Origin of the sequence: Microbacterium sp. LWO14-1.2 (assembly GCF_038397715.1) — a bacterium.
Classification (GTDB): Bacteria; Actinomycetota; Actinomycetes; order Actinomycetales; family Microbacteriaceae; genus Microbacterium.
Window position 1 is genome coordinate 117,036 of the sequence record NZ_CP151633.1, and the last position, 13,605, is coordinate 130,640.

At 69.3% G+C, this 13,605-nt stretch carries 10 protein-coding genes; 4 read left to right on the forward strand and 6 right to left on the reverse strand.

Annotated features, from left to right (window positions below):
* Window positions 1-6 precede the first annotated feature (6 nt).
* Entirely contained in the window at window positions 7-1,182 is a 1,176-nt protein-coding gene (locus MRBLWO14_RS00630; protein ID WP_341934565.1) for a cysteine desulfurase family protein, read from the reverse strand.
* 127 nt (window positions 1,183-1,309) lie between these two features.
* Here MRBLWO14_RS00630 and glgX point away from each other — a divergent pair, with 127 nt between their 5' ends.
* The 3 genes from glgX (at window position 1,310) to glgB (ending at window position 7,719) form a co-directional block, all read left to right on the forward strand.
* On the forward strand, window positions 1,310-3,382 hold the full coding sequence (gene glgX / locus MRBLWO14_RS00635) for a glycogen debranching protein GlgX (RefSeq protein WP_341934566.1): 2,073 nt from the start codon (window positions 1,310-1,312) through the stop codon (window positions 3,380-3,382).
* 63 nt (window positions 3,383-3,445) lie between these two features.
* The gene (locus MRBLWO14_RS00640; RefSeq protein ID WP_341934567.1) at window positions 3,446-5,518 is read left to right on the forward strand and encodes an alpha-1,4-glucan--maltose-1-phosphate maltosyltransferase; all 2,073 of its coding nucleotides are present in this window, start codon (window positions 3,446-3,448) and stop codon (window positions 5,516-5,518) included.
* Window positions 5,515-7,719, forward strand: coding sequence for a 1,4-alpha-glucan branching protein GlgB (glgB, locus tag MRBLWO14_RS00645; RefSeq protein ID WP_341934568.1), 2,205 nt, complete (start codon window positions 5,515-5,517; stop codon window positions 7,717-7,719). Before MRBLWO14_RS00640 ends, glgB begins: the two co-directional genes overlap by 4 nt.
* A gap of 73 nt (window positions 7,720-7,792) precedes the next feature.
* Here the strand turns inward: glgB and MRBLWO14_RS00650 are convergent, their stop codons facing one another.
* Both MRBLWO14_RS00650 and MRBLWO14_RS00655 read right to left on the reverse strand, forming a co-directional pair.
* Window positions 7,793-8,728 (reverse strand): tetratricopeptide repeat protein, encoded by a 936-nt coding sequence (locus MRBLWO14_RS00650; protein ID WP_341934569.1) that lies wholly within the window; start codon window positions 8,726-8,728, stop codon window positions 7,793-7,795.
* Window positions 8,725-10,710, reverse strand: coding sequence for a glycosyl transferase (locus tag MRBLWO14_RS00655; protein WP_341934570.1), 1,986 nt, complete (start codon window positions 10,708-10,710; stop codon window positions 8,725-8,727). The genes MRBLWO14_RS00650 and MRBLWO14_RS00655 overlap by 4 nt, the downstream gene beginning before the upstream one ends.
* Window positions 10,711-10,891: 181 nt before the next feature.
* Here MRBLWO14_RS00655 and MRBLWO14_RS00660 point away from each other — a divergent pair, with 181 nt between their 5' ends.
* Complete coding sequence (locus MRBLWO14_RS00660) at window positions 10,892-11,941, forward strand: AI-2E family transporter (RefSeq protein WP_341934571.1); 1,050 nt, start codon at window positions 10,892-10,894, stop codon at window positions 11,939-11,941.
* On the opposite strand, the gene MRBLWO14_RS00665 is transcribed toward MRBLWO14_RS00660, so the two are convergent.
* From MRBLWO14_RS00665 to MRBLWO14_RS00675, 3 genes are read right to left on the reverse strand one after another with little or no spacing between them, the layout of a single operon-like run.
* Window positions 11,938-12,648 (reverse strand): alpha/beta hydrolase, encoded by a 711-nt coding sequence (locus MRBLWO14_RS00665; RefSeq protein ID WP_341936246.1) that lies wholly within the window; start codon window positions 12,646-12,648, stop codon window positions 11,938-11,940. The two genes, MRBLWO14_RS00660 and MRBLWO14_RS00665, sit on opposite strands and share 4 nt — an antisense overlap.
* A 2-nt stretch (window positions 12,649-12,650) precedes the next feature.
* Complete coding sequence (locus MRBLWO14_RS00670) at window positions 12,651-12,938, reverse strand: hypothetical protein (RefSeq protein ID WP_341934572.1); 288 nt, start codon at window positions 12,936-12,938, stop codon at window positions 12,651-12,653.
* A 9-nt stretch (window positions 12,939-12,947) separates the two neighbouring features.
* Window positions 12,948-13,574 carry a transglycosylase SLT domain-containing protein gene (locus MRBLWO14_RS00675; protein WP_341934573.1) on the reverse strand — a complete coding sequence of 209 codons (627 nt, stop codon included), beginning with the start codon at window positions 13,572-13,574 and terminating at the stop codon, window positions 12,948-12,950.
* Between the last annotated feature and the right edge of the window lie 31 nt (window positions 13,575-13,605).

Below are 13,605 nucleotides of genomic sequence, written 5' to 3' on the forward strand. Positions count from 1 at the left end.
TCCAGTCTACGAGCGCGTGGCTGAGCCGGCCCCGGACGCCCGGACGTAGGCGTCGGCGATCGACGCCAGCACGGCGTCGACATCGGCGTCCGTCGAGGTGCGCCCCAGCGAGAAGCGCAGCACGCTCCTGGCGTCCTGCTCGCTGCGCCCCATCGCCATCACGACGTGGGAGGGCTCGGCGACGCCCGCCTGGCAGGCGGATCCGGTGGACGCCGCGACCCCGGCCATGTCGAGCAGGAACAGCAGGCTCTCCCCCACCGCGCCCGGGAACAGCAGGTGCGCGTTCCCCGGCAGACGGTCGATCGGATCTCCGAGCAGTTCTGCCGCCGGTACGCGCGCGAGCACGCCGGAGACGAGTCGGTCCCGCAGGACGCCGAGCCTCGCCGCTTCCGCTTCGCGTTCCGCCTCCGCGAGCTCGAGCGCCGTCGCGAATGCTGCGGCGCCAGGGACGTCCTGCGTCCCAGCGCGGAGGTTCCGCTGCTGCGCCCCGCCGTGCAGCAGCGCGGTCAGGCGAGCCGTGCGCGAGGTCACGAGCGCGCCGACGCCGACGGGGGCGCCGATCTTGTGACCGGCGACGCTCATCGCCACGAGGCCGGCGGCATCCGGTGCATCCCCGCGCAGCCGACGGAACGACAGCGGAATGTGCCCGAGGGCGGAGACCGCGTCGAGATGCAGCGGGACGTCCGCCGCCGCCGACGCGCGGGCCAGAGCATCCACGTCGTTGAGGGTTCCCGCCTCGTTGTTCGCGATGAGGGCCGTGGCCAGCGCTGCGCCGGGAAGCGCGTCGCGGAAGGTGTCCACGGCGATCGCCGCGTGCGACGTCACCCCCACGGAACGCAGCACGGCGCCGTCTGCGATCAGCGCGCCGACCGTGTCCATCGTCGCGTGATGCTCGGCATCGGGCATCACGATCGCATCCGCACCCGTCCGACGGGCGGCCCACAGCCCCTTGAGGGCGAGATTGATCGACTCCGTGCCGCCCGAGGTGAAGACCACCTCGATCGGGTCGCAGTCGAGCACCGCAGCGGCACGTTCGCGAGACTCCTCGAGCAGGCGCCTCGCGTCCTGCCCCGCGCCGTGCGTCGAGGAGGCGTTGCCGACCACCTCGCTCGCCTGCACCCATGCGTCGCGGGCCTCCGGGCGCAGCGGACTGGTGGCCGCGTGGTCGAGGTAATGCCGCATCTCTCCATGGTCGCGCATTTCGCGCGCATCGGCTCGCCGGCCTTGGCGACCGACTCACGACGGGCGCCGGGATGGGACGATACGCGCAGGATTCTGGCACTCAGGTCCAGACCTCTAGGGTGTACTCATGCCCGCGACTCGAGACAGCACCGTGCCCGGGGGTTCCACCCTCGACCACCTCGGCGTCCGTCTTCACGACGGCGTCGGAACGCTTCGCATCTGGTCACAGAACGCCTCCTCGGTCGAGCTCGTGATCTTCGACGCCGAGGACCTCGACTGGGCGACAGATCAGGTGAGCCTCGAGCGCCTCCCCGGAGGCGTCTGGGAGGTCACCACTCCCCTGCTCCAGCCGGGCACGCGCTACGCGATCCGCGTCGGAGGCCCGCACGGCCCCGGCAACACCTTCAACTCGGAGACCCTGCTGCTCGATCCGTACGCGCGCGGCCTGGCCCAGGGCGGCGGCTACGAGGAGTGGCGGTCGGTCGTGATCGCCGACGGCTTCGACTGGGGCGAGTCCGCCAAACCGCGCATCCCCCTCGATCGCACCGTGATCTACGAAGGGCACCTCAAGGGCCTCACGAAGCGGCAGCCGGGCATGCCGCCTGCGCTGCACGGCACCTACGCCGGCCTCGCGCACCCGGCGATGATCGAGTACTTCCACTCCCTGGGCATCACCTCGATCGAGCTGCTGCCGGTGCACGCCTTCGTTCCCGAGCCCCGTCTCCTCGAACGAGGGCTCACCAACTACTGGGGCTACAACACCCTCAACTTCTTCACCCCGCACACCGCCTACGCGACGGAGGACGCACGCAAGGGCGGACCCGAGGCCGTCCTCGCCGAGTTCAAGGGCATGGTGCGCCTGCTCCACGAGGCGGGCCTGGAGGTCATCCTCGACGTGGTCTACAACCACACCTCCGAGGAGGGCATCGGCGGTCCGAGGTCGAGCCTGCGGGGCATCGACAACGCCGGTTACTATCGGCAGGACGCTTCGGGCGTCTACATCGACACGACCGGATGCGGCAACACGCTGAACACGGCGACGGATGCCGGTGCGCGACTCGTGCTCGACTCGCTGCGCTACTGGGCGCAGGAGATGCAGATCGACGGCTTCCGGTTCGACCTCGCCACCGCCATCGCGAGGGACGAGACCCACGCCTACACGCCCGAGCACCCGCTGCTCGCAGCCATCGCCGCGGACCCGGTGCTCCGCGACACCAAGCTGATCGCGGAGCCGTGGGACGTGGGGCTGGGCGGGTGGCAGACCGGCAACTTCCCCTCGGGATGGCACGAGTGGAACGACCGCTATCGCGACCGCGTACGCAACTTCTGGCTGAGCGACATCGACTACGCCCGACGAGCGTCCGCCCCCGTCGGGATCGGCGGCTTCGCGACGCGTCTGGCCGGCTCTTCGAACACGTTCTCCGAGGAGCGCGGTCCGCTCGCGAGCGTGAACTTCGTCACGGCTCACGACGGCTTCACCCTGCACGACCTGGTCTCCTACGACGTCAAGCACAACGAGGCGAACGGCGAGCACAACCGCGACGGCGCCGACACCAACCGCGCCTTCAACCACGGGATCGAAGGGCCGACCGACGACGCGGCCATCCTCTCCGCGCGCCGCAAGGCCATGCGGAATCTCCTCGGCACTCTGCTCCTGTCGGCGGGCATCCCCATGCTCACCGCAGGCGACGAGGTCGGTCGCACGCAGCGGGGCAACAACAACGCCTACGCGCAGGACTCACCCCTCACCTGGCTGAGTTGGGATCCGGAGCCGTGGCAGGAGGATCTCCGCGCGCACGTCACGCGCCTGATCGCCCTGCGCGAGGAGAACCCGGCACTGCGCCCCAGCCGCTACGCGCGTCTCGGCGAGCACATCCCCAACGCCTCGGTGATGGACTGGTTCGACCAGAACGGCGAGACCATGGAGAGCGAGCAGTGGACCGATCCGGGCAACCGGACGCTGCAGTACGTCGCTGCGTCGACGCCCGACCGCGAAGCGGCCAACCGCATCCTCCTCATCGTGCACGGCACCGAGTCGCCGATCGACGTCCGACTGCCCGACGCCCTGGATGATGCGACCCGTTTCGTGTCTCTGTGGTCGAGTGCGGACGAGCGTCCGGACAGCCACGGCGAGGTGTACGCGCCGGGCGACGTGCTGCCCATCCCCGGCACGTCTATGCACCTCTTCCGCGTCGAATGACCGACGGCGCGCCGGTCGTCCGGCGCGCTACCCGCTGCCTGGTCGTCGCGGTACTGTCGGGGAGTGGCCGCACGCACGAGTACCCGCCCGAAGGCTTTCCGGAGTCCCGCTGAGATCCCCCTGCGCCCGCTCGGCGCCGTGCAGGATCCGACCGACCTACGCGCGGGCCGCATACCTCTCACGGCTCCGACACCGGCTGTCCCCGGCGGCTTCGCGCCGAAGGCGTTCGTGGGCGAGGTCGTCCCGTTCGGAGTCGTCGCGTTCCGCGAGGGTCACGACCTCATCGGCGTGCAGCTGCGTCTGACCTCTCCCGCCGGCGAGGAGAGCCTGCACCGCCTCCAGCCCCTCCTCGACGGCACCGACCGCTGGTCAGCCGAGATCGCGCTCGATGCGCAGGGAACCTGGTCCTTCCGTTTCGAGGCGTTCTCCGACGACTTCGCCACCTGGGCGCACGCGGCGGAGCTGAAGGTCGCGGCCGGCGTCGACGTGCCGGTGATGGCCGCCCTGGGCGCCGACCTCCTGACTCGCGCGGCCGCCGAGAAGAACCGTCCCCTCGCCCAGCGCCGACTCCTCACAGCACTCGCTGCGGAACTGCGCACCGGGGACGCCGCGCGCACGCTCGAACTGTCGACCGACCCCGACCTCGCGCGCGTCTTCGCCGAGAGGCCGCTGACCACGCTCCGCTCCGCCTCCGACGTCCACCGTCTCCTGGTCGAGCGCACCACCGCCGGCGTCGGCGCCTGGTACGAGTTCTTCCCCCGATCCGAGGGCGCGAAGCGTCTCAAGGACGGAACCATCAAGAGCGGAAACCTCCGGACCGCCGCGAAGCGCCTCCCCGCCGTGGCGGACATGGGCTTCGACATCATCTACCTCGTTCCGGTCCACCCGATCGGCACCACCAACCGCAAGGGCCGCAACAACACCCTCACCGCGGAGCCCGGAGATCCCGGCTCGCCGTACGCCATCGGCTCGGCCGAGGGCGGGCACGACGCGATCCACCCCGAGCTCGGCACCCCGGCGGACTTCCGCGCCTTCGTCCGGGCCGCTCGCAAGGAGGGCCTCGAGGTGGCACTGGACCTCGCTCTGCAGGCCTCCCCGGACCACCCCTGGGTCGCCGAGCACCCCGAGTGGTTCACCACACTCCCCGACGGCACGATCGCCTACGCCGAGAACCCTCCGAAGAAGTATCAGGACATCTACCCGCTGAACTTCGACAACGATCCCGCCGGGATCTACGCCGAGATGCTGCGGATCGTGCAGCACTGGGTCCACGAGGGTGTGAGGATCTTCCGCGTCGACAACCCGCACACCAAGCCGCTGCAGTTCTGGGAATGGCTGATCGCCACGGTCAACGCCGCCGATCCCGACGTCATCTTCCTCGCCGAGGCGTTCACGAGGCCCGCCGTCATGCGCGCACTCGCCGCGGTCGGATTCCAGCAGAGCTACAGCTACTTCACGTGGCGCAACACGAAGGCCGAGCTCGAGGAGTTCCTCGACAGCATCGCGCACGAGACCAGCGACTACATGCGGCCGAATCTCTTCGTGAACACCCACGACATCCTCACCGAGTACCTACAGTTCGGCGGCAGGGCGGCGTACCGCATCCGCGCGTGCATCGGGGCGACCGCGGCGCCCGTGTACGGCGTGTACGCCGGCTACGAGCTCTTCGAGAACGTCGCGCGTCCCGGCTCCGAGGAGAACATCGACAACGAGAAGTACGAGTTCAAGCTGCGGGACTGGGATGCCGCGGAGCAGGCCGGCGACTCCCTCGCCCCGCTGCTCCGCCGCCTCAACGGCATCCGTCGCGAGCATCCGGCACTGCGTCAGCTGCGCAACCTCTCGGTGCACTGGAGCGACGACGACGCCATCCTCGTCTACAGCAAGCACCTCGACGCCGCCTTCACCGGCACGGGCGAGTCCGACACGATCATCATCGTCGCCAACGTCGACCCGCACTCGGTGCGCGAGACCACCGTGCACCTGGACACGACCGTCTGGGGTGTCCAGCCGGGCGAGTCCTTCGAGGTCGAAGACCTGCTGACGGGCGCCGTCTGGACGTGGACGGATCACAACTACGTGCGGCTCGACGCGTTCGCCGAGCCGGTGCACATCCTGAAGGTGAGGGGACGAGCATGAGCTACGTCGAAGACGCGACCGCATCGACGGAGTGGGGTTCCGTCGCCGCCGGCACACACCACGATCCGCATTCCGTTCTCGGCGCGCATCCGCACGCCGACGCCTCCGAGCGCACCGTCACCGTGATCCGCGTACGGCGCCCTCTCGCATCGACGGTCGCCGCGGTGTTCCGTGACGGGACGCGCCTGGACCTCCACCACGTCGCACACGGGATCTGGGAGGGCCAGCACGACGGCTCCCCCGTCGCATACCGTGTCGCGACGGCCTACGGCGAGGACGAGGAGACGACGGTCGGCGACCCGTACCGGCACACACCCACACTCGGCGAGCTCGATGTGCATCTCATCGCCGAGGGTCGTCACGAGCGTCTCTGGGAGGTGCTCGGCGCGCACCGGAAGGAAATCGACGGCGACGTCGGTGCGGCCTTCGCCGTGTGGGCGCCCAACGCCACCGCCGTGCGCGTGGTCGGCGACTTCAACGGGTGGAACGGCGAGGGCCACGCGATGCGTTCCATGGGCGTGAGCGGCCTCTGGGAGCTCTTCATCCCCGACGTCGCCGTGGGCTCGACGTACAAGTACCAGATCCGCACGCGCGACGGGTCCTGGATCTTCAAGGCCGACCCCATGGCGCAGGCGGCGCAGACACCGCCCGAGACCGCATCGATCGTGACCGCCTCGTCCTACGACTGGTCCGACGGCGCGTGGATGACGCGGAGAGCCGCCACCCATGCCGTCGCCCAGCCGCTGTCGGTGTACGAGGTGCATCTCGGATCCTGGCGCTCGGGGCTGGGCTACCGCGACATCGCCGACCCGCTGATCGACCACGTCACCGAGGCCGGGTTCACACACGTCGAGTTCATGCCGCTGGCCGAGCACCCGTTCGGCGGCTCCTGGGGCTACCAGGTCAGCGGCTACTACGCGGCGACGAGTCGGTTCGGTTCGCCCGACGATCTCCGTTACCTCATCGACCGTCTGCACCAGGCCGGCATCGGCGTCATCATGGACTGGGTTCCGGGGCACTTCCCCAAGGATGCGTTCGCCCTGGCGCGCTTCGACGGACAGCCGCTCTACGAACACCCGGACCCCCGACGCGGCGAGCACCAGGACTGGGGCACGCTGATCTTCGACTACGGCCGCCCCGAGGTCCGCGGCTTCCTGGTCGCGAACGCGCTGTTCTGGCTGCAGGAGTTCCACGTCGACGGCCTCCGCGTCGACGCGGTCGCCTCGATGCTCTACCTCGACTACTCCCGCAAGGCGGGCGAGTGGGAGCCGAACATCCACGGCGGACGCGAGAACCTCGAGGCCATCCGCTTCCTGCAGGAGGTCAACGCGACCGCGTATCGCCTGCATCCCGGCGTTCTCATGATCGCCGAGGAGTCCACGAGCTTCCCCGGTGTCACCGCTCCCACGGATCACGCAGGCCTCGGCTTCGGGTTCAAGTGGAACATGGGGTGGATGAACGATTCCCTCCAGTACATCGAGCGCGACCCGATGTACCGCTCGCACCACGAGGGCGAGATGACGTTCTCCTTCGTCTACGCGTTCGGCGAGAACTATCTGCTGCCGATCAGCCATGACGAGGTGGTGCACGGGAAGGGCAGCCTGCTGTCGAAGATGCCGGGCGATCACTGGCACAAGCTCTCGAATGCCCGCGCCTATCTCGCTTACATGTGGGGGCACCCGGGCAAGAAGCTCCTCTTCATGGGGCAGGAGTTCGGCCAGCTCGCGGAGTGGTCGGAGTCCCGCGAGCTCGACTGGTGGCTGCTCGATCAGCCCTCGCACGCGCAGCTGCAGCAGTTCGTCAGCGAGCTCAACCACGCTTACCGCGCCCAAGCGCCGCTCTGGGAGCGCGACACCGACGCTTCCTCGTTCTCCCGCCTCGGGGCCCCCACCTGGGACCCCACGGTCATCGCCTTCGAGCGGCGTGACGCGCACGGCGGACGACTCGTCGTGATCAGCAACTTCGCCGGCGTGGAGCGGACGGGCTACCGCCTGGAGCTGCCTCGCGAAGGCGTCTGGCAGGAGATCCTCAATTCGGACGCCGCCGCGTTCGGCGGTCGCGGGTCGGGCAACCTCGGCATGGTCGTCGCGGAGGGCGCAGAGGGCACGGCCCCCGTAGCGACCGTGACGTTGCCCGCGCTGTCCACGATCTGGCTGAGGTTCCAGAACGACCCGCACGTCCCCACTGTGAGTCACGGCTGACGCCCGGGGAGGTGAGAAGAGGGCGGTGAGACCTGGTCTCACCGCCCTCTTCGCTCACGCGCTCGAGACGTCCTCAGAACAGCAACGACGAGAGTCGGTTCCGAGCGGAGACGACCCGCGGGTCGGCGGTGCCGATGAGCCCGAAGAGTTCGATCAGGCGCTCGCGCACCGGCGTCCGCTGGTCGGACGGAAGCTGCGCGAACAGCTCGAGGAGTCGCCCGAATGCGTCGTCGACGTGCCCACCGGCCAGATCGAGGTCCGCGACGTCGAACTGCGCCTGCACGTCGAGAGGCGCCGCAGCGGCAGCAGCCCTGGCATCCTGCAGGTCGAGCTTCTGCACCCGATCGAGGAGACGCACCTGCCCGAGCCCCGCGATGGCATCCTCGTCTCGCGGATTCTCGGCGAGAGCCTTCTCATATGCACTGATCGCTGCGGCGTAATCGCCGACCTCGATCGCGGCGAACGCCTCCGCGTGCAACGGCGGAAGCGGCGGTTCGGCGTCTGCCTCAGCACCCTCCGCATCCGGAGCGCCGACGGGGAGCGTGCCTGTGACGCCGTTCTGCGCGGCCACCTGAAGCAGCTGTGCGAACACCTCGCGCACCTGCTGCTCCGGCACGGCGCCGGTGAACATCGGCACCGGCTGCCCGGCGATCAGCGCGACCACCATCGGGATCGACTGCGCTCGGAACCCCTGCGCGAGCTGCGGGTTCGCGTCGACGTCGACCTTCGCGAGGAGGACGCGTCCGCCGAGTTCGCGGGTGACCTTCTCGATGATGGGGCTCAGCTGCTTGCAGGGCCCGCACCACTCGGCCCACAGGTCGACGACCACGGGCACCGTGCGCGAGATCTCGAGGATCTGCCCGAACGACTCGTCGGTCGCGTCGACGACCACGTCCGTCAGCGCACCCGTGGGGGCCGGCGCGGCTCCCGCGGGAGGTGCAGACGGACGGTTGCGCAGGCTCGACAGGTCGACGGCGCCACGCATCGCGGCGGGAGAGATATCGGTCACTTGATCACCTCGACGGAGAGAATGTCCTGACGGACGGCGAGAAGCTTGATCTGCTCCGTCGATCCCTGCGCGGGGACCGAGAAGAACAGCTGGAATTCGTACTTGGTCGTCACGCCCTTGGCGGACTCGGTGACACCCGTCAGCGCCTTGGCCTGAGCGTTGTCGCCGAAGCGGATCACGGCGTCCGCGGAAGTCGGCGTCACGCTCTCGGTGTCGATGAGCGACACGCTCACGATCGCACCGCTGCCCAGGGTCGTCATCGACACGGGCGGTGAATCCGCCGGGACGATGTCGAACGAGGTCTGCGACGTCTCCGCTGCGCCGTTGTCGGCGAGATTCTGCACCACGGCCTGGCGGCTGTCCCTGATCGTCTTGGCGAGGTTCAACGCGTTGTCGTCGAAGAGTCCGTACGACGGGCTCTGCTCCGCAGCGTCCACGACGTCCGAGTATGCTGCCGCGAGCTCGCCGGGAGGCAGTCCGAGGAACGCCGAGTCGGCGGGAACCAGGGAGGTCCCGAGCCATGACGCGGCGACGTCCGGGAACACGGCATCAGCCGACATCTCGGCCATGTTGGTGACCTTGTAGTTCGACCACGGGTCCTGCTGCGTCATCGTGAGGATCACGGGCGGCACGGTGTCGTCGCCCTCGCTCTTCGAGAGCATGAGCACGGTACGGGGCCAACGGTCGGTCGCCTCGGGCAGCACGACCTCGACGTCATCGGTCGGGATCGCCGCGGGCACAGGGGTCTCGGGAATCGCCGTCCGCAGCGCGTATTCGGTGGTCCGCGCCGCGAGGGCGGGCCCGTCGAGCCGCGTGCCTGCGAGGTCGATGTCCATCGCCGCGTCGGCCTCGGAGAGCGTGGCGGAGGCCTCGGTGAGGATGCGCTTTGCCTGCGCCTCGGTGACCGCCGGCGGCTTCTGGTTCTCCGGCGCGATCACGGTCTCGCTCGGCGACGGCGTCGGCGAGGCCTGGTCGAACTGCGGCCATGAGTCCGGAGAGCATCCCGTCGCCAGGACGGCGGTGAGCGCGACGACGGGGAGCGCCAGCATCCGCCGGCGACGCCAGGGCCGCTGCGCCCGGCTCTCGGTGCGCTTCTCGTCGGCACGGTCGCCGCTCGGAGCGGCCGGCTCGTCAGCGGGCCCGGCCTTCTCCTCGGAGGGCGGCGTGTCGGCATCCGATGCCGGTGACTCGATGGCCGCGCGCTCAGCCGGGGGCAGCTGCGCCACGTCGATCGGCTCGGTCGCCGGGAGCGGGCCGAGGCCCTTCCTGCGGGGACCACGGCCACGCCGCTGGTGGCGGATGGCGAGAACGTAGAGCACGAGCCCGACGGCCAGGACGATCGCGCCGGCTGTCAGCAGCGGGCCGGCGAGCGGAGTCGAGTTGTCGAGCGGCCACGACACGACGATGTCGTCGGGTGCGTCCTGCGTGCCGTCGTAGGCGATGATCACGCTCACGCCGTCCGGGACCTGCATGTCGGCGATCAGCGAGTCGGTGTCGGTGAACGAGTCGAGCCAGAGGTCGGATCCGACGGGGCTGCGTCCGGTCTCCTCCTCTGCGGCGGCGTCTGCGGTGGCGTCGTCGGTCGCCGCGTCGCCGGCGGCGGGCGTCTCGGTCGGCGCCGGGGTGGGCGTCGCACCGTCGGAGTCGTCCTCGGACGCCTGCGCCGCGACGTGCTCGACCTCGAGTGCGCCCTCGTCCCCCACGCTGACGTGGTTGTAGTCGGCGTCTGCGAGCCAGGCCTCCATGTCTGCCGTCCGCCCGTAGGCGGCGAAGATGTCGCCGTCACCGCGGACGAGCAGCGTCTGCGCCCCCGGGTGCTCCCGCAGCACCTCTCCATCGAGAAGCACGAACGGCGCCGGCTGATCCACCTCGACGCTGACCTTCTGACTCGACGGCCCCATGAACACGGTGCGCTGGGCGATGCCCGCACCGATCAGTCCCGCGGCCAGCACGAAGGCCACGACGGCCCATACGAAACGCACGAATAGTCTCCTCACGCGCCCCGGACGCACGCCCGAGTCGCAACACTCGACAGTTCAGACTAGCGAAATCACCTGTGTGTTGCCCACGAGGGCCGGGTCGCGCTGCATCGGCGGCACGTCGCGCCGGGGCTCCGTCGGTGCGATGGATAACCTTGAGCAACCGGATCCCCGAGGAGTACAGATGAAGATCCACAATCCCTTCCGCACCGCCCTCGTGGCGACGCTCGGAGTGGGACTGGGGATCCTGCTCATCACGAGCGTGCAGAGTCTGTCGACCGTCCTCCTCTACGTCGGCACCGCGCTGTTCCTGAGCCTGGGGCTCGACCCGCTCGTCTCGTTCCTCGAGCGGCGGCGGCTCCCGCGGTGGTCCGCCGTGCTCATCACGATCGTCGCCGTTCTCGGCATCTTCGCCGGGATCATCCTCATCGTGATCCCGGTGCTCGTCGATCAGATCTCACAACTCGTGAGTCAGATCACCGTGATCGTGAGCCGTCCGAGTCTGCTCGGCGACATCGAGGAGTGGATCACCGGCGCATTCCCGAACCTCGACGTCCAGCGCGTGCTGCAGGAAGCCCAGGCCTGGGTCATCGCGAACCTGGGCGACATCACGAACCGCGTCATCAACGCCAGCCTGTCGGTGGTGACCGGTCTGTTCGGCGCATTCATCGTGCTGATCCTGACGATCTACCTCACGGCGTCGACGCCGTCGCTCAAGAGGGCCGTGTACCAGCTCGCCCCGGCGTCGAAGCGCGATCGCTTCATCGACCTCTCCGAGCAGATCACCGATTCGGTGGGCTACTACGTCATGGGCCAGGTGTCACTCGGCGTGATCAACGGCGTGCTCAGCATGATCTTCCTCTCGATCATCCAGGCGCCGTTCCCCGCCGTGCTCGCCGTCGTCGCGTTCTTCTTCTCGCTGATCCCGCTCGTCGGCACGCTGACCGGGTCCACCCTGATCGTCCTCGTCTGCCTGATTCCGGGGCTCGGCTCCCCCGCGACGGCGATCGCCGCCGCGGTCTACTACCTCATCTACATGCAGATCGAGGCCTACGTGGTCTCCCCGCGCATCATGAGCAGGGCGGTGTCGGTCCCCGGCGCCGTCGTCGTCGTCGCGGCACTCGCCGGGGGCAGCCTTCTCGGGCTCCTCGGCGCGCTGATCGCGATCCCCGTGGCCGCCAGCATCCTGATCATCTACCGCCAGGTGCTCATCCCGCGGATGAACGAGCTCTAAGCGGGCCACTCCGTGGGCAACGGGAGGGCGGACGGGTTGACCGCCGCCACGATCTCGGTAAGGACGCGCCGGGTCTGACTCTCCCCCACCCACAGGTGCTTGCCGCCGTCCACGGCGATCAGTTCGGCGTGCGGGATCGCGGAGAAGCGCTCGCGCGCCTCGTCGGGGCGCAGGTAGTCGTCGAGCTCGGGAACGAGGACGACAACCTTGCGACCGTCTCCCGCCCAGGCCGCGACCTCGTCGTCGGAAGCGCGATGCAGCGGCGGAGACAGCAGGATGACGCCCTCGACATCGTGCTCGCGGCCGTACTTCAGCGCGAGTTCCGTGCCGAAGGACCACCCCAGCAGCCATGGACGGGGCAGCGCCCGATCACGGACGAACTCCATGGCCGCCGCGACGTCGAGTCTCTCGGAAGCTCCGCCGTCGAAGGCGCCCTCGCTGGTACCGCGGGGCGAACTCGTTCCCCGCGTGTTGAACCGCAGCACGGCGAGGTCGGCGAGAGCAGGAAGACGAGCAGCGGCTTTCCGCAGGATGTGGGAGTCCATGAAACCGCCGGCAGTCGGCAGCGGGTGCAACGTCACGAGGGTCGCGACGGGCAGAGCGGTCTCGGGGAGGGCTAGCTCGCCCACCAGGGTGAGGTCGTCCTCCGTGCGGAGTTCGATGTCCTCCCGGCGGGCGGGCAGTTCCAACGGTCCACGGATTTCCATGCTCATCCGATCCTCCAACAGTGCGAATGCCAGTGTCTGCGCGCGGCCAGATCAGCCGCGTCTCCGAGTACGCCGTCAGCGCGCCACACCACGACGTGCGCGGTACCCGGAGCGATCACGCGTCCGCAGCCGGGGCAGCTGTACTCCTTCTGCGCCTGGATCGCCGAGACGGGCTGAACGGTCCACTCAGAGCCACGACGTGTCTCGGTGCGCTTCCAGGAGGAGAGCAGGCGCTCCAGGGAGTCCTCGGCGTCAGGGCGCGCTGGACGCCGTTTGCGCGAGCGCGGCATGGCCCGAGGTCACCACCAGTGGTTCTTGGTCCAGAAGGCGTGGGCTCCGGCCCAGCTGCCGTAGCGACCGGTCGCATACCCCGTGGCCCAGCGCAGGTTGTCGACGGGGTCGTAGCCGTTGCCGGGAACCTTGCTGCACGGCAGCGCCTGGACGAGACCGCATGCGCCCGAGGACTTGTTCGTCGCGTTCGGGTTCCAGCCGCTCTCCCGCGACACGATGTAGTCGACGTAACCCCAGTCGGACTCCGCGATGCCTGCCGCGGCCATCCACTCAGCCGGTGCGCCCCCGCCCGTGTAGAACAGCGGCCCTCCACCGCCGGAGCTCCCCTTCTCGGAGGTGCTGGCCGCGACGGTCGGGGTCGGCGTGGGCTTGGGTGTCACGTACACCGAGAACGTACCGCGCTGGACGGGAGCGATCTCCGCGCCTTCCACGGTCACCGTGATGTTCTGCGTGTCGGCCAGCGCCGCCGCATAAGCCGACTCGGGAGCCGCGTCTGCGGGCTGCTCGGCGAGAGCCACGCCCGTCGGAGCCACCATGGCAGCGGCGAACCCGACGACAGCCAGAGCGCTGAAGAACCCGACGAATCCGCGGCGTCGCGAGCCCGCGCGCGGCGAGAGAACTCGCGATGCGGGCACCGGCGAGCGATCGTTGCGATGAGGGATCATG

Excerpts from the sequence above, each read along its gene's own strand:
- MRBLWO14_RS00665 (WP_341936246.1), bottom strand. The coding sequence starts at position 12,648 with ATGGAAATCCGTGGACCGTTGGAACTGCCCGCCCGCCGGGAGGACATC.
- glgB (WP_341934568.1), top strand. The coding sequence starts at position 5,515 with ATGAGCTACGTCGAAGACGCGACCGCATCGACGGAGTGGGGTTCCGTC.
- MRBLWO14_RS00670 (WP_341934572.1), bottom strand. The coding sequence starts at position 12,938 with ATGCCGCGCTCGCGCAAACGGCGTCCAGCGCGCCCTGACGCCGAGGAC.
- glgX (WP_341934566.1), top strand. The coding sequence starts at position 1,310 with ATGCCCGCGACTCGAGACAGCACCGTGCCCGGGGGTTCCACCCTCGAC.
- MRBLWO14_RS00630 (WP_341934565.1), bottom strand. The coding sequence starts at position 1,182 with ATGCGGCATTACCTCGACCACGCGGCCACCAGTCCGCTGCGCCCGGAG.
- MRBLWO14_RS00660 (WP_341934571.1), top strand. The coding sequence starts at position 10,892 with ATGAAGATCCACAATCCCTTCCGCACCGCCCTCGTGGCGACGCTCGGA.